Raw genomic sequence first — 21,309 nt, forward strand, 5'->3', positions numbered from 1 at the left:
ATCAGGGCTTATACAATTCGACCGGCGGCTTCATTTTCCGCTCTTCCGGCACAAACAAATCAATCTCTTCACCCAGAATATATTTGGCACGCAGCATCGCTGAAATCTTGTCCATCATCATGACGATAGCCACCAGAATCAGCGTGATAAACATCACCACATCCCAGTTCCATAACCGCATGTTTTCCGCATAAACCAGACCAATACCACCCGCGCCCACAAAACCGAGAACGGCAGCAGAACGGGTGTTGGACTCAATCTGATACAGCGACAGTGCCAGAAACGTCGGGAAGGACTGCGTGAAAATACCAAAACGATGCGTCTGTAGCGGAGATGCGCCCAATGCCCGCAGACCGCGGCTTGGCGAGCGTTCCACGGCCTCGTGGCCTTCGGCGTAAAGCTTGCCGAGTAAGCCTAAATCTTGCATCACAATCGCCAGCACGCCGGCCAGCGGTCCCATGCCCACGGCGCGGACAAAAATCAGCCCCCAGATCGCCATATCCAGACCGCGAAGCACGTCCAGAATACGACGGATAATCAGTGAAACCGGCCGGAGAACCGGCGTGGACATCACATTTCGCGCCGCAAGAAAAGACAGCGGCAACGCGAGAAATGAGGCAGTGACCGTCCCGGCAAACACAATCGCCAGTGTGATCGCAATCTGCGAGAAGTAATACATAAACGGCCATTCGGAAATGTTGTGCCACACGAACATGCGCAGGAAATAACGCCCAACTTCGCGGGTGCCGCGCACCACTTCGCTCCACGGAATACCGAAATAGCTAAAGAAATAGAGGTAATACAACACAATCACGACAGCCAAAATTGCCAGATAACGCAGGTAACGGCGTTGTGCGGAAAACAGGTGCGCGTGCTGCTGTTTCAGACCGGCAATAACATGAGGATCAAGCGCGTCAGTTAACATCAGAAAGTGCCCTCCACCACGCGTTTGCGTAATTTACCCGACAGATAATCCATCCCGGAAACCACCAGAATAATCAGCAGTAACGTCATGCTGACCTGGTCATAGCGGTCGAGCTTGATGGACGTCATCAGCTCCTGACCAATCCCGCCCGCGCCCACCAGGCCGAGGATAGTCGACTGGCGGAAGTTAATTTCCAGACGCATGAAGCTGTAGGATAAAAAGATAGGTTTAACCTGAGGCCACATGGCGAAACGCATGCGCTGCAAGCGCCCTGCTCCGCACGCTCTCAGGCCTCGCACCGGTTTGTCCGACGCGGTTTCGATAGACTCGTAAAACAATTTTGTCAGGCTGCCGACGGTGTGCAAGGTCAGCGCGATAAAGCCCGGGATCGCCCCGACGCCAAATGCCATTACGCACATTACGGCCCAGGCCAGCTCAGGCATAGTTCGCAGGAAGGCCACAAACGTGCGGATACTGAATTTCACCCATTTTGGGGAATCCGTATTGCTGGCGGCGAGAAAAGCCAGAACAACGGCCAGCGCGGTGGACAAAATCGTTGAAGATAATGCCAGCTGAATAGTTTCCCAAATCAGCGGTAACTGAATATTGAGGCGGTATCCCCAGTAAGCCAGAGAACCTTCGGTGTGTCCGTCTGCGAATAATAATGACCAGTGCAGAACCGGAACCGTCTGACCGATATAATCAAAAAAGCTGGGAGCTGAAACAATAATAGTTTTCAGATTAAGTTCGGAAACATTGCCAGACCATAAATATAAGAGAAGCATCAGCCCTGACCAGATCAGCGCCTCACGCTTTTGCTTACCGCGTATATTCTGGTAATAACGATTGAAGTCTTTATTCAAAATAATATTTCCGGTTTACATGGAGATTTTTTATTCCTCCCCTGTGAAAGGGGAGGAAGTCAGGGTATTAACGACCACCCTTTGTCAATTCACGTTTCATATCAATAATCTGCTGATATTCCGCCAGAGACGTTTCGCCGATATGCTGTTTACCGCCAACGGCTTTCACGAAGCAGGCATGATCGTCTTTATCCAGTTTCTTAATGGCTGAAACCAGTTTCGCTTTAAATGCCGGCGGCAAATCGCTGCGAACCAAAATCGGGCCGTTAGGAATTAGCGGGGATTCCCAGATAATACGGATTTTCTTCATCAGATCCGGATGGTCCATGCGGATCATGCGGTTAAACGCGCCGGAAGTATAACCGGTTTCGCGATCGCCAATCATGGAAGCCCAGGTTACCGCGCCTTCAAACTGCCCGTTCAGCACGCCGAGAATATCCTGCTCGTGGCCGCCGGAGAAGGTCACGCTGGAGAAGAAGTTGTTGTATTTGTTATCCGTCGTACCGCCAAACTCTTTCTTAAAAGTCTGGTTCGGGATCAGATAACCGGACGTGGAATCCGGGTCAGCAAAGCCAAATGATTTGCCTTTCAGGTCAGACAATTTCTGGTACGGGCTGTCCGCTTTTACGACAACAACGGAGTGATAACCACGGGATTTGTCAGTGTCATCAATGACGATACCGACCAGATCCACCGCTTTCGGGTTATTAATATACACAGACGCGAAAGATGAAGGCGACATGCTTAATACCATGTCAACTTTCTTGCCTAATAACCCCTGAATAACACCTGAGTAATCGGATGAATTACGCAGTTTGGTATCCACATTTAATTCTTTATCGAAGAAATCTTTTACACACTGATTATCGCCGATTTGCTGAGTGGCGTTCTGACCACCCAAAATACCTAAATTCAATTCTTTAGGCGCATCTTCTGCCATGCTGTGCATTGCGGTAACGGAACCTGCAACAAAGACCGCCAGACGTAATAACTTCTTCATTTAATGATGACCTTGTGTAGATTGAGAGAAAGTGAAAATAAGTACGGCTTAAAATTATTTCCTAAATAAAAAACGGACTTTATTTATTAAAACGTTCATTACAGCACTGAGCATCAGGAATTAATGTCGTGCTCTTCGCCATATAACTGCTGCAAGATCCCGTCGCTTAACATATCCGGATGACCGTCAAAGATAATCTGCCCTTTCGCAATGCCGATAACGCGGGTGCAGTAATCTTTCACCAGTTCGACGGAATGCAGGTTAACCATCACCGCGATATTCTCTTCGCTGACCTTTTTCAGGGCATTCATGATGCGCAGGGTATTTTTAGGATCCAGCGAGGCAACCGGTTCATCGGCCAGCAGAATTTTCGGGTTTTGCATCAGGGCGCGACAAATAGCGACACGCTGCATCTGACCACCGGAAAGGTTTTCAGCACGCTGCAGCGCATGCGGCAACATGTGCAACCATTCCAGCAGGGAAATTGCGCGGGCACGGTCTTCATCATCGAACTGATTGAAGAAGGATTTAAACGTTGAAGTGTGACTGAGACGGCCCAGCAGCACATTAGTCAGTACGTCCAGACGTGGAACCAGACAGAAATCCTGGAAAATCATGCCGCAACCCGAACGCCAGCGACGCAGCGCTTTGCCGGTCAGCCCCGCCAGTTGCTGCTGCTCACCGTTTTCGTAATGACACACCACGCTGCCGTCGGTTAACGGGATCGTGCCGTTAAGGACGTGAAGCAAAGTCGATTTCCCTGCGCCTGAACGGCCAATGACCGCGACAAATTCACCGGCATGGAGGTCAAAGTTGATGTCATTAAGAACACGCTGGCCTGATTTATAGGATTTCACCAAGCCTTTTACGTCCAGCACTTTGTTCAGATGTTGCGGCCCGGTCTGAGGATATTCAGCCTGTGCCAGCTTAAGTTGAGCTTGCGCCATGATGCTGTCTCTCGGTTGCTTTCGTTATCTGGCGTTCATTAAGCGCGAGTTATGTGACACATCAATGACGATTTAGTGGACAGCGTATGACAAAAATGTAGCAACTTAAGAACAATCCCTCGGTAATTATCCTGAATGTTCTGTAGCCTGTTATGTGTCATTTAAGTCTATGATTGCAGAACCTGCGTCAAAAAAAGGAAGATGAAATGGATAATCAGTCACTCATCACCACGCTGAAAGAAATCGCCGGAAGCCGCCATGTACTGACCGGCGACAGCAATACCGAGCGCTACCGCAAGGGGTTTCGCTCCGGCGGCGGCAAGGCGCTGGCGGTGGTATTCCCGCAAACATTGCTGCAACAATGGCAATTGCTTAAAGCCTGCATCGCGGCCGACAAAATTGTCATCATGCAGGCCGCCAATACCGGACTGACCGAAGGTTCGACGCCGAGCGGCGACGATTATGACCGCGACATCGTCATTTTCAGCACACTGAAACTCGATCAGATTCAACTGCTCGACGGCGGCCATCAGGTGATCGGTTTCCCCGGCAGCACGTTGTATAAGCTGGAAAAAATCCTCAAACCGTATAACCGCGAGCCGCATTCAGTCATCGGTTCATCCTGCATTGGTGCCTCCGTCGTCGGCGGGATTTGCAACAACTCCGGCGGTTCACTGGTGAAACGCGGTCCCGCGTATACAGAAATGGCATTGTATGCGCAGATAGATGCACAAGGAGAACTGCGGCTGGTAAACCATCTGGGGATCAACCTGGGTGAGACGCCGGAAGAAATTCTGACACGGCTGGAAAAAGGCGATTATCTCGAAGCTGATATTCAGCACGATCAGCGGCTGGCTTCAGACCATGATTACGCGGCGCGTGTCCGCGAAGTGGATGCCGATACGCCATCACGCTTTAACGCCGATGAGCGCCGTTTATTTGAAGCCTCGGGCTGCGCGGGGAAGCTGGCGATTTTCGCTGTCCGTCTTGATACATTCCCGGCAGAAACCCAGCAGCAGGTTTTCTATATCGGCACTAACGATACGGCAGTGCTCACCGAATTACGTCGTCAGATCCTGCGGGATTTTGCGAATCTGCCGGTGGCTGGGGAGTACATGCACCGGGATATTTTCGATATCACCGAAGTGTACGGTAAAGATACGTTCCTGATGATCGACAAACTCGGCACAGACAAAATGCCGGATATGTTTACCGCCAAAGGGAAGTTTGACGCTCACGCCAGCAAAGTACCTTTCCTGCCGAAACACTTCAGCGACCGGGTAATGCAGTGCCTGAGTAAAGCGTTGCCGAACCATTTACCGCCCCGCATGAAACAATATCGCGACCGGTTTGAGCATCACTTATTGCTGAAAATGTCCGGCCCCGGAATTGATGAAGCCAGAACGTTCCTGACCCGTTTCTTCAGCGAAAATCAGGGCGATTTCTTTATTTGTTCCGCCGACGAAGGCAAAAAAGCGTTTCTGCACCGCTTTGCTGCGGCAGGCGCGGCCGTTCGTTATCACGCCGTGCATGAGAAAGAAGTAGAAGACATTCTGGCACTGGATATCGCACTACGCCGCAACGATCGCGACTGGTTTGAAACGTTGCCGGAGGATATTGATAGTCAGCTGGTGGCAAAACTTTATTACGGCCACTTTATGTGCCACGTTTTCCATCAGGATTACATTGTCAAAAAAGGCGTGAACAGCAAAGCGCTGAAACACCGTATGCTTGAGCTGCTGGATGCTAAAGGCGCTGAATATCCGGCAGAGCACAACGTCGGACATCTGTATATTGCCAAACCGCATCTGAAGGAATTTTACCGGCAGGCCGACCCGACCAACAGTTTTAACCCGGGGATCGGCAAAACCAGTAAGCTGAAAAACTGGCAGGAATAACACTGTAAAGTGCTTCTGACCAACCCTCCCCTTTTCAGGGGAGGGATACTACTTCACTCCGACCTCATCTCATTGGCTAGAACAATTTCGTTCCATAACCCCACATCAGCACGGTCAGTGCGAGTAACAACTCAAGAACCAGTACCCCCATCGCCAGCGTTGAGCTGGAGAACAGGAACCCCTCGCGGTGGTCAATGTTGAGGAAGTTTGGAATACCGAGGTACAGCAGATATCCACTGTAGCAAAGGCCAATCAGCCCGACAAACAGGCATAACCAGACCATCGGATAAAGCGCAACGATCCCACTGAGGAACATCGGCGTAGCAATGTAACCGGCAAACACAATACAACTGTTGAGTGTCGGGCGGCTGTCATAGCGACGCGCCATCCAGTAGATAATTCGCCCCATCAGAGCAACAGCGGCGAGCATCAGAACATAGAAGATTACAGCGATGTAGGACGCGGTGAACATGGACACCATCAGCGTCTGGCCGTCACCGAAATTCCAGCCCAGCTGTGTTGTCCCGATAAAGGAACAGACAACTGGAATCAGCGCCATCAGAAAAACATGGTGGGAATAAACATGTGAAACGGTTTCCCGTTCACGCTGGATTTGCTGTAATTCGGGACCTGGATGAGATAACAGTCCCCAGATATGATTTGCCATGAAACACCCCCTTGTGCGCCGAAAGCCGCCAGCGGCGTACGATGATAAACCTTCGGGAATGCCCGTTTGATAAAGGTCACAAGGGCACAGAGAAGGCGGCGGCCTGTTTATATTATAGCCGTTATTGGGTGATTTGCTGGCGGCGCAACATCCCCTGTTGCAGAGGATGTTGATGCCGGAGAATGGGATTTACCTGAAGGTCAGTGGATATAGCGGGCAGCGGTAAACACCACACCAGCCAGTGCCACCATCATGCCCATGATCCAATGGGTCTGTTTTGTAATATAGATGTGGAAAATATCCTTGGTCATGTAATTCGACTGAATAACCGCCAGCTGCGACTCCACGGAATTAAATCGTGCATCCATTTTGTCAAAGCGCTCATCTACCAGGTCAAATTTCTTATCAATGAGAACGAGATGATCGTCAATTCGCACCAGATGTTCATCAATCCTGACCAGATGCTTATCGATGCGAATAATACTTTCCTCCGTTTTCCCCGCGCGAACGCCGATATCCGTCACCGCATCGGTGAGTGTGACCATCTGGTGTTCGAGTTTTCCCACACGGAGATTGGTATCCGTAACGACCTCTGTAAGCTGAACAACTTGCTGTTCAACCTTTCCCATCCGCAAATTAAGGCCCGCGATTTCCTCACCGTTTTTGATTCCCTGCTTTTCGATACTGTTAATCTGGCTTTGCATTAACGCTTCCATAATCCATTCTCCCTTAAAGTCTTCCGGCACCGTCAGGGCACCGGGCAGATAGAGCATCGGGTTGACTGGCCAGCAATCTGGCATCCTGAGCTGAAACATGATGTGTTATCCCTCACGTAAGCTAATCCTTGTTTAGGCATCCTTAATCTGCTGTCAGTCTGCACTGTATAAATAAACACCTCAAATCAATTTCTTTCTCGTTCAGGGTGTGATTATTTATGAATCTATGTCTTATGGAATTGCATTGATAAAATGAATAAATACCAAATAAAAGAGCCGCTTACGCGGCTCCGTTACAGGGACTCCTGATAAAACGCTCAGGTTTTTTTACGGTGCAGGGTTATGCAACGCCGCCGCGCCGTCCTGCGTTTTTCTGGCTTTCGCCACATCGTCTTTACTGACCGCAGGCGCCTGATTTCCCCACGCATTACGGATGTAAGTACTGACATCGGCCATTTGCTGATCCGTCATTTTCCAGCCAAACTCCGGCATGTCCGCGCTGGTCGGATTGCTGGCCGTCGCCGCCCCCTGCGCACCATTCATCAGCACATGGAGAATGTTGGTCGGCTGGCTGGCCTGAACGCCGTTGTTGCCTTTCAGCGCGGGCACCATGTTGTGCACGCCTTCACCGGAGTTCTGATGACAGGCCGCACAGTTATCGGCATACAATGCTTTGCCATTTTCCATGGCTGAATTTTTCGCCAGTGGTGCAGACTCATCTTTGCTGCCCGGTAAGCTTTTCAGGTACACCGCAATAGCGTGAAGATCGGAATCCGACAGGTGTTGCAGCGAGTTTGTCACGGCTTCCGCCATCGGACCGGAGGCCACGGTACGGGCGTTAGCACCGGTTTTCAGGTACTGAACGATTTCATCGTTGCTCCAGTCGCCGAGCCCCTGACGGACATTTCCGGTGATTTCCGGTGCAAACCAGCCCTGAAGTTCTCCGCCCTGCAAATGCACCCCAAAGTTATCGCCGCCCAGCGGATTTTTCGCCGTATGGCACGACGTGCAGTGCCCCAGCCCTTCCACCAGATACGCGCCGCGGTTCCATTCTGCTGACTGCGCAGGATCGGCCTTAAACGGGGCGGTATTCAGGAACAACAGGTTCCAGCCAAACATCATCAGGCGGATGTTATACGGAAACGGCAGATCGGTTTTCGGCCCGTCGTAATGCACTGCGGGCACGGTATTCAGGTACGCTTTGATGTCTTTCAGATCCTGATCGCTGACCTTGGCATAGACGTTATAAGGCATCGCCGGATAGAGGTTTTCCCCGTTGATCCCTTTGCCGTTACGCACCGCATTAATAAATTGCTGATCGGTCCAGCCGCCGATACCGGTTTCTTTATCCGGCGTGATATTGGTGGCGTAAATCGTGCCAAACGGCGTGTTCAGGCCATAGCCTCCGGCAAACGGCTTGCCACCGCCCGGCGCGGTATGGCAGGCCACGCAGTCCCCTGCCAGCGCCAGATATTTACCGCGTTCGATGGCCGTTTTACCGGTCATCGTCGCCGATTCAGGTGCCTGAAATTCGCCGGACTGACTGGCGTTGTACCCCATTTTTACACCGACAAACCCCAGCCCGCCGATGACGACCACACCGGCAATCACCGCTAACGTTTTTTTCATTCTCATGCTTAAACCCTCACCAGCGGACCAGGGGATTTCAGATATTGGGTTTTAATCGCTTCTGCCGCCCATAAGGTCAGCGCGCCCACCGTGCCGGTCGGGTTATAACCGCCGTTATTGGCAAATGCCGATGCGCCACAAACAAACACGTTATGCACATCCCAGCTTTGCAGATAGCGGTTTACCGCGCTGGTTTTCGGGTTGTCGCCCATGCAGGCGCCGCCCGTGGTGTGGGAGGAAAGGTTATCCATTGGCGAAAACGGTTTAGCCGTTGGTTCCTGACGCACAACGGTTTTTGCCCCCATCGCATGCGCGATTTCAACCGAGCGGTCCGCCATGAATTTCGCTGAACGTTTGTCGTTTTCGATCCAGTCGAATGTGACGCGGAGCAGCGGCTGGCCGTGGCGGTCTTTGTATTCCGGGTCAAGATCGAGGAACACGTCGCGGTGCGGATAGCTGTTGCCCATGCAATAAATATTGTTGTAGTTCTGGTAGCTGTGTTTGACGGCTTTTTTCCAGTCAGCGCCCCAGCGCGGTGTGCCCGGCGGTACGTTGTTGGAATAACCGATCGGGCGTCCGTTGGTGGAATGCACCAGCGCCACGCCTCCGCCGATAAAGTCATGACCGGTATGATCGAAGTTATCGCCGTTGAAATCATCAATGGCCTGCGACAGCGCACCGGCACCGATGAACGGATTCATCATTTCATCTTCGAAGAAGAAACCTGCGCCGGAAATGGTCTGGTATGCATAGTTACGCCCGACCACGCCTTCACCGGTTTTGTGGTCGTAAGGCTGGCCGATGCCGGAAAGCAACATCAGCCGGACGTTATCCATCTGGTAAGCCGAAATCACCACGATATCCGCCGGTTGTTCCCACACGACGCCGTCGCTGCCAATGAACGTCACGCCGGTGGCGGTTTTGCCGTCCGGCGCTTTGTTGACGCGCAATACTTCAGATTCGGTGATCACCGTAAAGTTAGGGCGCTGCATCACCGCAGGCAAAATGCAGGCATTCGGGCTGCTCTTTGACCAGTTGCCGCAGCCGAAGAATTCGCAGTAACCGCAGTATGTGCACGGCGCCATGTTGACACCCAGCGGATTGGTGTACGCGCCGGACGTATTGCCCGCAGGCACCGCAAACGGGTGATAGCCCATCTCGCGCGTGGCTTTGTCGAAAATCATCGACAGCTGGGTGCGCTTGAGTGGCGGCAGCGGATAATCCCGGCTGCGCGGGCCTTCGAAGACGTTGCCGCCTTCAATTTTTTCGCCTTTGATGTTACCGGCTTTCCCGGACGTCCCGGCGTAACGTTCAAATTTGTCATAGAACGGTTCAACGTCATCAAACGTCACACCCCAGTCCTGAACCTGCATTCCTTCGAGGAATTTGTTTTTACCGTAGCGTTCCACCGTCTGGCTGTAGCTCTGGAAATCATACGGCAGGAAGCGCCAGGTCATGCCGTTCCAGTGCGTGCCCGCCCCGCCGACGTTCATCCCGAACTGATAAGTATTGAACTCACGCAGCGGCAGCGCCTGCTGGATCGGATTATTACGGAAGGTCAGGGTTTCTACCGCCGTGGGCTGCATAATCGCGCGACGGCTGACGAAGCGCAGTTCGTCGGTATCAATGGTGGTCGGAAAATCATTGCTGGTATCGCGCCATGAACCACGTTCAATGGCGACCACATTCAGTCCAGCCAGCGTCAGTTCATTGGCCATCAGCGAACCCGCCCAGCCGAGGCCGATAATCACTGCATCGACCTTCTCTCTTTTATTGCTCATACGACATGTACTCCTGAAAATATCTCAATAATAAAAGCCCGTGCGTTGCCGGTTTTTATGATTTTTCGTATTGGGTCAGCATGCTGACGGGTTCGATATGCAGATCTTCGCCACGGCGGTCGATGACATCACGGAAGTCATACCGCGCGCCGGGGAAGCCAATCATTTTCCAGCCAGCCATGTCTTTATTGCCGCCGTAAAGCGGGTCGGAGAAAAAGCCTTCGCGCATGTTCTGCACCAGCATATTGAAGAACAGCTGGCCGTTGACGCCGGTCAGCGGGATCTCGCCGGATTCCACGCGACGCAATAAATCGTCCTGCTGGTCACCGGTCAGTTCGATAAAGTTTTTGCCCGCATTACGCGCTTTCGCCACGCTGTTCAGCGCGGCCAGCCCCAGCCGGTAGCGTTCGGCTGGCGTATCTTTGTATTGCGGCCCGGCCTGCGGTAAACCGTCCTGGATCACCGGTCCGAGACGATAAGTGGTGACCGCGTGGCCATAATCCCCGCTCAGCTGACGGTCAAGAAAGACCGCACAGCCCGCCTCTTTACCGCCGATGCTCAGCTCGTCAGCCGGAATAATCCGGTCAGCCAGCGTTTCAATCAGGCTGACTTCACCGGCGGTGAAGAACGTCCATTCCCCGGCAACCACGGGTTTGGGCGGACGAACCGAATGGATAATCCATGGCATGCCGCCTGAGAAAATTTTGGCTTTAACCTTCAGAGCCGTACTGAATAACAGCACCGCCATTGAGGTCAGAAAGTGTCTGCGTTTCACGATATCTCTCCTGTTGATCCACATTGAAAATGTGACTTACCCACATCAGATATGGGTTTATATTTGTGACGGAGATTATACGAAGATGTTAGATGAAAGTAAGAAATTTCGAACCGTTGGGTACATTTTTTATTTATTTAAAATCAATGCGTTAATTATTCAGCATTGAGTTAGTACATTAATTAACAAATTTTTACAGGCAAAAAAGCCGACAAGGAGGCTCAAAAATCGTTAACGTAGAGGGATCACACTTCCCGGAGACGTCCATGCGCATTACCTGTTTACATACGGCAGACAGCAATATCGCGGTTTTTGAAAATGCAGCTCAGGAACTGGGGCTGAATCACCATGCATTCCGCCATATTTCCCGCCCGGATCTACTGACGGCGGCAGAACGCGCTGGCGGGCTGACGCCGGAAATCCTTGAAGAAACGGCGCAGGTATTGCTGGCGCTGAGTCAGGACAGCGATCGCGTTTTACTCACCTGCTCAACGCTGGGCGCAGCCGCCGCGGCTGCCGCTGAAAATACGCAGGTGCCGGTTTTGCGCGTTGATCAGGCGCTGGCCGAAGCCGCGATGAAAACAGCCGGAAAAGTGGTGGTGTTATGTGCGGTGGAAACCACGCTCGGCCCCACGGAGCAGCTGTTTAAACTAACAGAAAAACACCCCGACGCCGTGCTGGAAATGTGTCTGGTGGCGGGAGCATGGGACAAGTTTAAGCAGGGAGATTTAGCGGGATATTTGCAGACGGTCGCCGCAGCGGCCGACGCGGCCTATATCGATGGCGCAGCCACAGTGGTGCTGGCTCAGGCATCGATGACCGGCGCGGCGCAGTTCACGCAAAGGGGTAAACCGCTTACCAGCCCGGAATGCGGCCTGAGAGCGGTCGTCTCCATTTAAGACTGACGGAAAAGCGCAAATGGCAGGATTGGCTATACTGAAAGTGGAATAATCATTGGCTTAGCCAACTTAGCTGATGACGACAAATGGGTGTGATAAGGAGAAAACATGAAAATTATTCTGTGGATCATCGCCATCATCTTTATCGTCGGCTTACTGACCCTGACCGGGGTGTTTAAACTGATTTTCTGAAAATCGCCGGTCTGCGCATAAAACAAAAGTCCGGCACCTGCGCCGGACTTTTTAGTTTGAACAGTCTGAATACCCTAAATAATTCGTGTCCCAGAAAGGCTGCAAGTAAAGGAGTCTCGATGAGCTGACATTACGTCAGTGATTCGGGCTCCTGAGCGCGGCCAACGCCTCTGCGGCATGAAGTATGAAGGGTATTTCAATCGTCGGCTTCTTCAATCGAAGGCTGTGTTTTCTGCTGCTCTTTCTGCTTGCGATAGTTCTTCGCAATCTGCGGAACAGGCACAGTTTTACCGGTTTCCATCCAGGTGCGCAGACGGTTAGCATCCGCAAAAGCAGTAAATTTCCCGAACGCATCCATCACCACCAGCGTCACCGGTTTGCCGTTAATGGTGGTGCGCATCGCCAGACAATGACCGGCAACGTCGGTATAACCGGTTTTAGTCAGCTGAATGCTCCACGACGGATTCATGATCAGATGGTTGGTATTGCGGAACGGCAGCGCGTAGGCCGGATGGCTGAACACCGCCGTTTTCTCTGCCGTTGTACTGAGCTGGCCGATCAGCGGATAGCGCTGCGAAGCCAGCAGCAGCCGCGTTAAATCACGCGCGGTAGAAACGTTACGCGGCGAAAGCCCGGTCGGCTCCACGTAATGGGTATGCGTCATGCCGAGGGATTTCGCTTTGGCATTCATTGCGTTGATAAACGCTGAATACCCCCCCGGATAATGCGCCGCCAGGCTGGCTGCCGCACGGTTTTCGGAAGACATCAGCGCCAGCTGAATCATCTGGCGGCGGGTAATTTCACTGTTGAGTTTTACGCGGGAAAACACACCACGCATTTCAGGCGTATTGCTGATATCAACGTTGATCACTTCATCCAGCGGCAGATTCGCATCAAGCGTCACCATCGCGGTCATCAGTTTGGTCAGGGAGGCAATCGGCCTCACTTCATCCGGATTTCGGGAATAAATCACTTCGTGGCTTTTAAGATCCACCACCATGGCGCTGCCGGAAGCGATTTGAACAATAGGAGTGACAGCCTGCTCGTGCTTAGCAGCGAGCGCGGCAGGTGCAGACAACATGCCTGTATTTAAGGCTAATAAGCTCAGAACCAGAAGACGGATTTTCACATGCATTGCTCTGTATTTAAGAAAGTTGTCATGAAGTTATGTCGGAACAGCGGCGGGAATTATAAGTGACAGGAATAGTCTTAGCACTCGCAATTTTCAAATCTATTTGTCACAAAGTCTGTCACAACCACCCGCAGACCGTGCAATGGCGAGTTAGTGAACACTTGCGTAAGATTGAAGAGAGTTCAGACGACAACGGGCAGGGTTTCAGATCCCTGCCCGTTTTTATTATTGATTAACCGGTAATTACTGACGGTCGATTAAATAACCGATTTCCTGCCCGTAGGAAAGTTCGAGCGTATTGCCATCAGGATCATCGAGAAAAGCCCAATAGCCGACAGGCGCGCCGGAGTCTGTGGGTTCCTGACGCAAAACGCCCACATCACGCGCTTCGGCAAGTTTGGCGTCCATCGCTTCTTTCGAGGCACAGGCAATACCGAGATGCCCGAACGGGCCGAGTTGAGTGTCGGTAGAATGCGGGTCTTCTGCCAGAACCAGGGCAAAGTGGCGGGTCATGTCGCTGAGCCAGGCAACAGGCCGGGCGGGGGTGCCTTTTTCGCCGCGCCGGTGGATGACTTTCATTCCGGCAAATTGCTGATAGAAAGCGATACTGGCGTCGAGATCTTTAACGGCAAAAGCTATGTGACTCAGGCCGATGTCTTTATTGTCCATGATACTCCTCCATTTTTAAGCGTTGCCGCGTGGCGAAGTCATGGAACTCAGTCACCGGTTAATGCGTCCGGCGATTTCCTTCGACGTCTTCAGCACGCGCACTTCAGTAAATAACTCTGTCGCCTCTTCGTACTCTTTACGCAAATAACTCAGCCACTGTTTGATACGCGCAACGTGATACAAACCGGTATCGCCCTGCTTTTCCAGACGGGTGTATTTCTGCAACAGCGTCATCACATCCGCCCACAGCATGCGCGGTTCGTTGTATTTCACCACGCGGCTGAGGTTGGGAATATTAAGCGCACCGCGCCCGATCATGACGGCGTCACAGCCGGTAGTTTGCATACAGGCTTGAGCGCTGGCGTAATCCCAGATTTCACCGTTGGCAATCACAGGAATGCTCAGCCGCTGGCGGATTTCACCAATCGCCTGCCAGTTAATCCGCTCAGGTTTGTAACCGTCTTCTTTGGTACGCCCGTGTACGGTGAGTTCTGTCGCGCCCGCCTGTTGTACGGCGTCGGCGATTTCAAAACTGCGCTCCAGAGAATCCCAACCCAGACGCACTTTTACCGTCACCGGCAAATGTGCTGGCACCGCGGCTCGCATGGCTTTAGCGCCCTGATAAATCAGCTCCGGGTCTTTGAGCAGCGTGGCACCGCCGCCGCTGCCGTTGACCATTTTCGACGGACAGCCGCAGTTGAGATCCACGCCGTAAGAACCCAGTTCAGTGGCGCGGGCGGCGTTTTCGGCCAGCCATTCGGGATACTGACCGAGAAGCTGCACACGAACCCGCGTGCCGGAAGGCGTGCGGCTGTTGTGTTCTAATTCGGGGCACAGGCGATGGAAGACTTTGACGGGAAGCAGCTGATCCACAACACGCACAAACTCAGTGATGCACAAATCGTAGTCGTTCACTTCAGTGAGAAGTTCACGAACCAGGGGATCAAGCACACCTTCCATCGGAGCCAGTAATACGCGCATCGCAGTTCAACCCTTAAAAATGACGCGCAAGATTACCGCAAGGCCCGCCTCCGGGCAATTACCCCTGTGACAAATCGGCGCTTAACGTTTCCTTCACGCCAGTATTTTTTTGCCGCGCTCTGACGGAACGCAGGGCAATCCACACCGCCAGAAACGCCGGAACAGCAAACAGCAGGAACATCCAGAACGCGGCATTGGCAGCGCCCGCATCGCCCTGATTCACGCCGGAGAAGTTAGCCACCGTTCCGGCCAGTGCCGCTCCCAGCGCAGCCGCGAAAGACTGCACGACGGTGATCGACGCACCGGCTTTTTCGCGATCTTCTTCCGGTGCCTGTTGTAGCACGCGGGTCAGCAGGTGCGGCCAGCCCAGCCCGATGCCAAAACCGGCCAGCGTCAGCCCGAGCACTACGCCGCTGATATTCAGCCACGGCATTCCGAAAGCCACCGGTACGCTGAACAGCAATAACAGCAAGCCGACAGCCAGAATCAGCGGGCCGGAAACAATCGCAATATCAGCACGACGCCCCGTCCAGCCAGAGCTGGCGACTTCACTTAACGTCCAGCCCGCGGCGGCAGCGGCAGTAATATATCCGGCCGCCAGCGGCGTCTGGCCGTGCAAATGTTGCAGCAGATAAGGCACAAACAGCTCGCAGCCCAGGCCAATAATCAGCAAGGACATCACCAGATACAGGCCATAAAGCGGCGATGAACGGCGCAGCGCATTACGCGGCAACAGCCTGACGTCGGCGGTAAATTCCCGGTGACGCAGGATAAGGATCATCACCACCGCAATCACAAAACCGACCAGATTAATCAGCCCGTGCGAAGACAGGCTGCCCGCCGAAACCACCAGCACCGCGCCGGTCAGCAGCGCCAGTTGCATCAGCGGCAACGGTTCTTCCGGCTGTTTCTCCCGCTGAGATTTAGGCAGGATCCGCCAGACCCACAGGCCAAATAATGACGTGACTGGCAGAAGCAGACCGAACGCCCAGCGCCACGCGTGCAGCTCTGCAAAAATGCCGCCGACCGCCGGGCCGACCAGCGTCGCAATCCCCCACATGGCGGAGATCAGCGCCATCGCGCGGGGCCAGAGAGATTCTTTAAACAGAAGATTTATCATTGCGTAAGACAGCGCGAACAGGAAACCGCCACCCAGCCCCTGCAAGGCGCGCCCGATAAGCAGCACCGGCATATTCGGCGCAACGGTACAAAGCGCGGCACCGGCGATGAAAATACCGGTCGCCATAAGATAACTGCCGCGCGGTCCGGCGGTTCGCATCAGCCGGGCAGAAAGCGCCGAGCCGAGAATCGAGCAGACGACGTAAAGCGTGGTGTTCCACGCGTACCACGCCAGCCCGCCGATATCCTGCACAACGGATGGCAAAATCGTAATCACGATGTAGCTGTTGGTGGCGTATAGCGCGACGCCGGCGCTCAGTGTGATGGCGCTTCCCCGGTTTTCCGCACTGAATAAATCCTTCCAGCCGCTCTGACTTTCCGACATTTCTCTTCGTCCCTTTGGTTTATGTTTTCCGCACATTGAAGCACGTTGTGATTATGGTATGATTAAAACAAGAAATAACTTGGAATATGTTTTACATAATCTAGAACCCGGCGAGGCGATATGTCAAGCAACGACTTGGAAAATAAAAATGACGTCCGGCAAAGCGTCGCTGAGCGCTTAATGACGCTGCTGAAAACCCGCGGGGAAATGCAGGCCAGCGATGCGGGTCATCTGTTGGGCACAACCGGAGAAGCAGCGCGACAGCAATTTGTAAAGCTGGCAAAAGACGGTCTGGTGGAAGCGAAAGGCGTGTCACAGGGCGTCGGGCGTCCGGCGCAATACTGGCAGCTGACCGCCAAAGGGCATGCCCACTTCCCTGATGCGCACGCCGATCTGACCGTACAACTTCTTCAGCTTATCCGCACGTCGCTGGGCGAATCAGCGCTGGACCAGCTGATTACATCGCGTGAAAGCCAGACGCTGGATAATTACCGGCAGGCGATGAAGGGCGCGAATTCGCTGGAAGAAAGGCTGCAACGGCTGACGGCAATCCGCACCCGCGAAGGGTATATGGCGGACTGGACATTGCAGGAAGACGGCAGTTATCTGTTTGTCGAAAACCATTGCCCGATTTGCGCCGCCGCAACGACCTGTCAGGGTTTTTGCCGCGCCGAGCGGGATGTCTTCCGTGATGTCCTTGAGGCGAACGTTGAACGCACCGAGCATATTTTACAGGGCGCGCGCCGCTGTGCGTATGTGATCCGTTAACCGGATTTCAGGCGTAAAAAAACCGCCGGTTAAGGCGGTTTGTTGCAGATTTCGATACAAATCTAGAAATCTTATTTGTTACCGGTGCCGCCGTTGCCGGTGCGACGCTGGCCTGCATGTGCAGGACGCGAACGTGCCGGACGGTTTTCGCCGGAACCACGGTTTTCAGACGTGCCGCCGTTGCCGGTACGCTGACCGTTACCGCCCTGACGCGGAGCGCCGGAACGTGGAGCACCAGAGCGCGGTGCGCCCGGACGCTGGCCCTGGCGTGGCGCGCCACGACCGCCGCCGCCATTGCCCTGACGACCATTGATGATCGGCTCAGCTTTGATGCTCGGGTCTGGCTCGTAACCTTCCAGCGCAATACGCGGGATTTCACGTTTCAGCAAACGTTCGATATCACGCAGCAGTTTGTGTTCATCCACGCACACCAGAGAAATTGCTTCGCCGGTGGCTTCTGCACGACCGGTACGGCCGATACGGTGAACGTAATCTTCCGGTACGTTTGGCAGTTCATAGTTCACAACGTGTGGCAGCTGATCGATATCCAGACCGCGCGCGGCGATGTCGGTGGCAACCAGAACACGGATTGAACCGGCTTTGAAATCGGCCAGCGCACGGGTACGAGCGCCCTGACTTTTGTTGCCGTGAATTGCTGCGGCGGTAATGCCGTCTTTATTCAGCTGTTCAGCAAGATGGTTCGCACCATGCTTGGTACGGTTGAAGACCAGCACCTGTTTCCAGTCGCCTTCACCGATCATCTGAGACAGCAATTCTCTTTTACGTTTCTTATCAACAAAGTGAACGCTTTGTTCAATTTGCGCAGAAGCTGTGTTGCGACGGGCCACTTCAACAGAAGCTGGATTGGTCAGCAACTTGCTCGCCAAACCTTTGATCTCATCAGAGAAAGTCGCGGAGAACAGCAGGTTTTGACGCTTGGCAGGCAGTTTCGCCAGCACGCGACGGATATCATGGATGAAGCCCATATCCAGCATGCGGTCAGCTTCATCAAGCACAAGAATTTCAACCTGAGATAAATCAACAGCACGCTGATGTTCCAGATCCAGCAAACGACCTGGCGTTGCGATCAGAACATCCACGCCACCGCGCAGTTTCATCATCTGCGGGTTAATGCTTACACCACCAAATACGACCAGCGAACGCAGGGTCAGGTATTTGCTGTAAGCCTGTACGTTTTCGCCAATCTGCGCCGCCAGCTCACGGGTTGGGGTCAGGATCAGCGCACGAACCGGGCGACGTCCTTTGAATTGCGCGTTGGTATGGCTAAGCATGTTAAGCAGCGGCAGTGTAAAACCAGCGGTTTTACCGGTACCGGTCTGCGCACTCGCCATCAGGTCACGACCTTCCAGCACGACAGGAATAGCCTGACGCTGAATAGGCGTAGGTTCGCGATAGCCCTGTTCTTCAACAGCACGCAAAATTTCGGCACTTAAGCCGAGGGAATCAAATGACATATAAGGAAAAGCTCCAGTCCACTCTAACCCGAACGGGGTTCGGTGCAGTTTCAAGAATGGATGATCAGACGAGGCAAATGAGGCATTACCACGAGGATTCGGCACAAACTGCAGTGCGCCAGTTGTGCGGATACTAGCACAGAACGCCGTGCCGCGCGAAGTTATCTGCTCCCGGCCTGTAACCGGACGTGACAAATGAAAACTTTCGTGACGCTTTCTGGCGGCATAATCTGCGGTATTAATCCGAAACTTTGATACAGGATAATCAATTATAAAGCTGATGAATAGCTTCCCACTTTTTGCGTCCCAATACCCGGATTAGCTTGCTATGCTTCTTTCACTTTCACTCTCTTTTGTCCATAAGGCTACACCGCTGCAACATGGAAACCTGGAAAATAAACTTAATCTCCGTCTGGCTCGGGTGCTTTTTCACCGGCATGGCGATGAGTCAGATCCTGCCTTTTTTACCGCTTTACATCGAACAGCTGGGTGTTACATCTCATGAATCCCTGAGTTTGTGGTCAGGGCTGGTCTTCAGCGGTACTTTCCTGGTTTCCGCCATTGTCGCGCCGTTGTGGGGCAGCCTCGCTGACCGCAAGGGCCGCAAACTCATGCTGCTGCGCGCCGCACTGGGCATGGCGATTGTCATGATGTTGCAGGGTTTTGCGACCAACGTCTGGCAGCTTTTCATCCTGCGCACGCTGATGGGTTTAACGTCCGGCTATATTCCGAACGCGATGGCGCTGGTGGCTTCGCAGGTGCCGCGCGATAAAAGCGGCTGGGCGCTGGGGACGCTGTCCACCGGTCAGGTTTCAGGCGTCATCATCGGCCCGCTGTTAGGCGGTTTTATGGCTGACCACCTCGGTCTGCGTACGGTATTTTTCGTCACCAGCGGCATGTTATTTATCAGTTTCCTGATCACCCTTTTTCTGATCAAAGAGCGCGTGGTGCCGGTCACCAAAGCCAACCGCCTGAGCGGTAAAGCGGTATTTACCACACTTCCCTACCCGTGGCTGATTGTCAGCCTGTTCGTCACCACCATGATGATCCAGCTGGCGAACGGTTCCATCAGCCCGATACTGACTCTGTTTATCCGCGAACTTTCTTCGGATACCAGTAATATCGCGTTTATCAGCGGCGTGATTGCCGCCGTGCCCGGCGTGTCGGCATTACTGGCGGCACCCAAACTGGGTAAACTCGGCGACCGCATCGGTGCGCACCGGATACTTATCGCCGCGCTGGTCTTTTGCTTCCTGCTGTTCTGCCTGATGGCGCTGATCAAAACCCCCGTCCAGCTCGGCGTTCTGCGTTTTATGCTCGGTTTCGGCGATGGCGCGTTAATGCCCGCGGTGCAGGCATTGCTGGTTAAATACAGCAGCGATCAGGTTACTGGCAGGATATTTGGGTATAACCAGTCGTTTATGTACCTCGGGAATGTCGTCGGGCCGCTGATTGGTTCCAGCGCTTCCGCGCTGTTCGGATTCCGGTGGGTATTTATCGTGACCGCGATTCTGGTGCTGTTTAACACCGTGCAGGTGTGGTGGAGTTTCCGGCAGGTGCCGACAGGAAGAGTGAGGATTCCGTAATCGAGGGCTGGAGTCATTTGGAAATGGTGAAACTTTCTCGATCTGCTTTAAGCCCAGGCGTAGCCCCCAAGCCGCTAATGCCCGGAACTGGCATAAAAAAAGGGCGCTTTTCAGCGCCCCTCTCATAAAGTTTGAAATCAAAAACAATTACCGGCGGTTACCGAAAATCCGTAACAACATCAGGAACAGGTTGATGAAATCCAGATACAACGTCAGTGCGCCCACGATGGAATATTTGCGGAAATTATCACGGTCATCCGCCGACAATTGCGCACCCATGTTTTTCAGCTTCTGGGTATCGTAGGCAGTCAGGCCGACGAAGATCAGCACGCCTGCATAGGAAATGATGTTCGCAAGACCCGAGCTTTTCAGCCACATGTTGACCAGCGATGCCAGAACCAGACCAATCAGCGCCATGAACAACATGCTGCCGATGCCGGTTAAATCACGCTTGGTCACGTAACCGTAAACGCTCATTGCACCAAACATCCCCGCAGCGACGATGAATGTCCCGAAAATGGAATCACCGGTGTAGACGAGAAAAATACTGGAAAGCGTCAGACCGGTCAGGGCGGAATACAACATGAAGAGGCCGGTGGCGACCGTCCCGCTCAGGCGATTCACCATGCCGGAAATCACGAAGACCAGCGCCAGTTGCGCGATGATCAAACCAAAGAACGTAATCTGGCTGGAAAAAACAAAACTCATGATTTTTTCGGAGCCGGAAGCATACCAGGCAACAAATGCCGTCAGCAGCAAGCCACAGAACATCCAGCCATACACTTGCGCCATGTACGCCTGAATGCCCGTATTTGCGCGTTCAACAATTGAACCGTTACTGCGTGGATATCGATCCATGATGATTACCCTTTTGCATGGAGGACAATAATGAGGCCAAAATG

20 protein-coding genes are annotated in these 21,309 nt (G+C 53.1%); 5 read left to right on the plus strand and 15 right to left on the minus strand.

Annotated features, from left to right (window positions below):
• Position 1 precedes the first annotated feature (1 nt).
• The 4 genes from phnE (ACLBVC_RS01470) to phnC form a co-directional block, all read right to left on the minus strand.
• Positions 2-925, minus strand: coding sequence for a phosphonate ABC transporter, permease protein PhnE (phnE, locus tag ACLBVC_RS01470; RefSeq protein WP_410147688.1), 924 nt, complete (start codon positions 923-925; stop codon positions 2-4).
• The gene (gene phnE, locus ACLBVC_RS01475; RefSeq protein WP_152325506.1) at positions 925-1,788 is read right to left on the minus strand and encodes a phosphonate ABC transporter, permease protein PhnE; all 864 of its coding nucleotides are present in this window, start codon (positions 1,786-1,788) and stop codon (positions 925-927) included. The genes phnE (ACLBVC_RS01470) and phnE (ACLBVC_RS01475) overlap by 1 nt, the downstream gene beginning before the upstream one ends.
• Positions 1,789-1,855: 67 nt before the next feature.
• Complete coding sequence (phnD, locus tag ACLBVC_RS01480) at positions 1,856-2,788, minus strand: phosphonate ABC transporter substrate-binding protein (RefSeq protein ID WP_410147690.1); 933 nt, start codon at positions 2,786-2,788, stop codon at positions 1,856-1,858.
• 113 nt (positions 2,789-2,901) lie between these two features.
• The gene (gene phnC / locus ACLBVC_RS01485; RefSeq protein WP_410147691.1) at positions 2,902-3,735 is read right to left on the minus strand and encodes a phosphonate ABC transporter ATP-binding protein; all 834 of its coding nucleotides are present in this window, start codon (positions 3,733-3,735) and stop codon (positions 2,902-2,904) included.
• 206 nt (positions 3,736-3,941) lie between these two features.
• Here phnC and dld point away from each other — a divergent pair, with 206 nt between their 5' ends.
• The gene (gene dld, locus ACLBVC_RS01490; protein ID WP_410147693.1) at positions 3,942-5,633 is read left to right on the plus strand and encodes a D-lactate dehydrogenase; all 1,692 of its coding nucleotides are present in this window, start codon (positions 3,942-3,944) and stop codon (positions 5,631-5,633) included.
• Positions 5,634-5,709: 76 nt separating this feature from the next.
• Here the strand turns inward: dld and ACLBVC_RS01495 are convergent, their stop codons facing one another.
• From ACLBVC_RS01495 to ACLBVC_RS01515, 5 genes are all read right to left on the minus strand, one after another.
• Complete coding sequence (locus ACLBVC_RS01495) at positions 5,710-6,300, minus strand: Yip1 family protein (RefSeq protein ID WP_410147695.1); 591 nt, start codon at positions 6,298-6,300, stop codon at positions 5,710-5,712.
• Positions 6,301-6,500: 200 nt separating this feature from the next.
• Complete coding sequence (locus ACLBVC_RS01500) at positions 6,501-7,115, minus strand: hypothetical protein (RefSeq protein ID WP_410147696.1); 615 nt, start codon at positions 7,113-7,115, stop codon at positions 6,501-6,503.
• Between the two features lie 228 nt (positions 7,116-7,343).
• Entirely contained in the window at positions 7,344-8,651 is a 1,308-nt protein-coding gene (locus tag ACLBVC_RS01505) for a c-type cytochrome (protein ID WP_410147697.1), read from the minus strand.
• Between the two features lie 2 nt (positions 8,652-8,653).
• Positions 8,654-10,426 carry a GMC family oxidoreductase gene (locus ACLBVC_RS01510; protein ID WP_410147698.1) on the minus strand — a complete coding sequence of 591 codons (1,773 nt, stop codon included), beginning with the start codon at positions 10,424-10,426 and terminating at the stop codon, positions 8,654-8,656.
• 55 nt (positions 10,427-10,481) lie between these two features.
• A complete protein-coding gene (locus tag ACLBVC_RS01515; RefSeq protein WP_410147699.1) occupies positions 10,482-11,201 on the minus strand; it encodes a gluconate 2-dehydrogenase subunit 3 family protein in 720 nt (239 codons plus the stop codon).
• Positions 11,202-11,467: 266 nt separating this feature from the next.
• On the opposite strand from ACLBVC_RS01515, the gene ACLBVC_RS01520 reads away from it, so the two are divergent.
• Together ACLBVC_RS01520 and ACLBVC_RS24840 are read left to right on the plus strand one after the other, a co-directional pair.
• Entirely contained in the window at positions 11,468-12,100 is a 633-nt protein-coding gene (locus tag ACLBVC_RS01520; RefSeq protein WP_410147701.1) for an aspartate/glutamate racemase family protein, read from the plus strand.
• 108 nt (positions 12,101-12,208) lie between these two features.
• Positions 12,209-12,292 carry a small membrane protein YohP gene (locus tag ACLBVC_RS24840; protein WP_019105993.1) on the plus strand — a complete coding sequence of 28 codons (84 nt, stop codon included), beginning with the start codon at positions 12,209-12,211 and terminating at the stop codon, positions 12,290-12,292.
• 196 nt (positions 12,293-12,488) lie between these two features.
• Here ACLBVC_RS24840 and pbpG read toward each other — a convergent pair whose 3' ends face one another.
• From pbpG to ACLBVC_RS01540, 4 genes are all read right to left on the minus strand, one after another.
• Positions 12,489-13,427 carry a D-alanyl-D-alanine endopeptidase gene (gene pbpG, locus ACLBVC_RS01525; protein WP_410147702.1) on the minus strand — a complete coding sequence of 313 codons (939 nt, stop codon included), beginning with the start codon at positions 13,425-13,427 and terminating at the stop codon, positions 12,489-12,491.
• A 240-nt stretch (positions 13,428-13,667) separates the two neighbouring features.
• Positions 13,668-14,093: a VOC family protein gene (locus tag ACLBVC_RS01530; RefSeq protein WP_410147703.1), complete on the minus strand. Its 426-nt coding sequence runs from the start codon at positions 14,091-14,093 to the stop codon at positions 13,668-13,670.
• A gap of 51 nt (positions 14,094-14,144) precedes the next feature.
• On the minus strand, positions 14,145-15,074 hold the full coding sequence (dusC, locus tag ACLBVC_RS01535) for a tRNA dihydrouridine(16) synthase DusC (protein ID WP_410147705.1): 930 nt from the start codon (positions 15,072-15,074) through the stop codon (positions 14,145-14,147).
• A 58-nt stretch (positions 15,075-15,132) separates the two neighbouring features.
• The gene (locus ACLBVC_RS01540) at positions 15,133-16,578 is read right to left on the minus strand and encodes an MFS transporter (RefSeq protein ID WP_410147706.1); all 1,446 of its coding nucleotides are present in this window, start codon (positions 16,576-16,578) and stop codon (positions 15,133-15,135) included.
• Positions 16,579-16,698: 120 nt separating this feature from the next.
• Between ACLBVC_RS01540 and ACLBVC_RS01545 the strand changes: the two genes are divergently transcribed.
• Positions 16,699-17,346, plus strand: a complete 648-nt coding sequence (locus ACLBVC_RS01545) for a helix-turn-helix transcriptional regulator (protein WP_410147708.1) — start codon at positions 16,699-16,701, stop codon at positions 17,344-17,346.
• A 71-nt stretch (positions 17,347-17,417) separates the two neighbouring features.
• Here the strand turns inward: ACLBVC_RS01545 and rhlE are convergent, their stop codons facing one another.
• Positions 17,418-18,821: an ATP-dependent RNA helicase RhlE gene (gene rhlE / locus ACLBVC_RS01550; protein WP_195814125.1), complete on the minus strand. Its 1,404-nt coding sequence runs from the start codon at positions 18,819-18,821 to the stop codon at positions 17,418-17,420.
• Positions 18,822-19,201: 380 nt separating this feature from the next.
• Between rhlE and mdtG the strand changes: the two genes are divergently transcribed.
• Complete coding sequence (mdtG, locus tag ACLBVC_RS01555) at positions 19,202-20,407, plus strand: multidrug efflux MFS transporter MdtG (RefSeq protein ID WP_195814126.1); 1,206 nt, start codon at positions 19,202-19,204, stop codon at positions 20,405-20,407.
• Between the two features lie 147 nt (positions 20,408-20,554).
• Here mdtG and ACLBVC_RS01560 read toward each other — a convergent pair whose 3' ends face one another.
• Positions 20,555-21,265 (minus strand): Bax inhibitor-1/YccA family protein, encoded by a 711-nt coding sequence (locus ACLBVC_RS01560; RefSeq protein WP_013576373.1) that lies wholly within the window; start codon positions 21,263-21,265, stop codon positions 20,555-20,557.
• Positions 21,266-21,309: the final 44 nt, after the last annotated feature.

This window comes from Rahnella selenatireducens (genome assembly GCF_046449555.1).
Taxonomy (GTDB): domain Bacteria; phylum Pseudomonadota; class Gammaproteobacteria; order Enterobacterales; family Enterobacteriaceae; genus Rahnella; species Rahnella selenatireducens.

What these genes read in the sequence shown, in the direction of transcription:
- ACLBVC_RS01540 (WP_410147706.1), bottom strand. Translation starts at nt 16,578, where the DNA reads ATGTCGGAAAGTCAGAGCGGCTGGAAGGATTTATTCAGTGCGGAAAAC.
- dusC (WP_410147705.1), bottom strand. Translation starts at nt 15,074, where the DNA reads ATGCGCGTATTACTGGCTCCGATGGAAGGTGTGCTTGATCCCCTGGTT.
- ACLBVC_RS24840 (WP_019105993.1), top strand. Translation starts at nt 12,209, where the DNA reads ATGAAAATTATTCTGTGGATCATCGCCATCATCTTTATCGTCGGCTTA.
- ACLBVC_RS01495 (WP_410147695.1), bottom strand. Translation starts at nt 6,300, where the DNA reads ATGGCAAATCATATCTGGGGACTGTTATCTCATCCAGGTCCCGAATTA.
- phnE (WP_410147688.1), bottom strand. Translation starts at nt 925, where the DNA reads ATGTTAACTGACGCGCTTGATCCTCATGTTATTGCCGGTCTGAAACAG.
- ACLBVC_RS01545 (WP_410147708.1), top strand. Translation starts at nt 16,699, where the DNA reads ATGTCAAGCAACGACTTGGAAAATAAAAATGACGTCCGGCAAAGCGTC.
- rhlE (WP_195814125.1), bottom strand. Translation starts at nt 18,821, where the DNA reads ATGTCATTTGATTCCCTCGGCTTAAGTGCCGAAATTTTGCGTGCTGTT.
- dld (WP_410147693.1), top strand. Translation starts at nt 3,942, where the DNA reads ATGGATAATCAGTCACTCATCACCACGCTGAAAGAAATCGCCGGAAGC.
- mdtG (WP_195814126.1), top strand. Translation starts at nt 19,202, where the DNA reads ATGGAAACCTGGAAAATAAACTTAATCTCCGTCTGGCTCGGGTGCTTT.
- ACLBVC_RS01560 (WP_013576373.1), bottom strand. Translation starts at nt 21,265, where the DNA reads ATGGATCGATATCCACGCAGTAACGGTTCAATTGTTGAACGCGCAAAT.
- phnC (WP_410147691.1), bottom strand. Translation starts at nt 3,735, where the DNA reads ATGGCGCAAGCTCAACTTAAGCTGGCACAGGCTGAATATCCTCAGACC.
- pbpG (WP_410147702.1), bottom strand. Translation starts at nt 13,427, where the DNA reads ATGCATGTGAAAATCCGTCTTCTGGTTCTGAGCTTATTAGCCTTAAAT.
- ACLBVC_RS01520 (WP_410147701.1), top strand. Translation starts at nt 11,468, where the DNA reads ATGCGCATTACCTGTTTACATACGGCAGACAGCAATATCGCGGTTTTT.
- ACLBVC_RS01530 (WP_410147703.1), bottom strand. Translation starts at nt 14,093, where the DNA reads ATGGACAATAAAGACATCGGCCTGAGTCACATAGCTTTTGCCGTTAAA.
- phnD (WP_410147690.1), bottom strand. Translation starts at nt 2,788, where the DNA reads ATGAAGAAGTTATTACGTCTGGCGGTCTTTGTTGCAGGTTCCGTTACC.
- ACLBVC_RS01500 (WP_410147696.1), bottom strand. Translation starts at nt 7,115, where the DNA reads ATGTTTCAGCTCAGGATGCCAGATTGCTGGCCAGTCAACCCGATGCTC.
- ACLBVC_RS01510 (WP_410147698.1), bottom strand. Translation starts at nt 10,426, where the DNA reads ATGAGCAATAAAAGAGAGAAGGTCGATGCAGTGATTATCGGCCTCGGC.
- ACLBVC_RS01505 (WP_410147697.1), bottom strand. Translation starts at nt 8,651, where the DNA reads ATGAGAATGAAAAAAACGTTAGCGGTGATTGCCGGTGTGGTCGTCATC.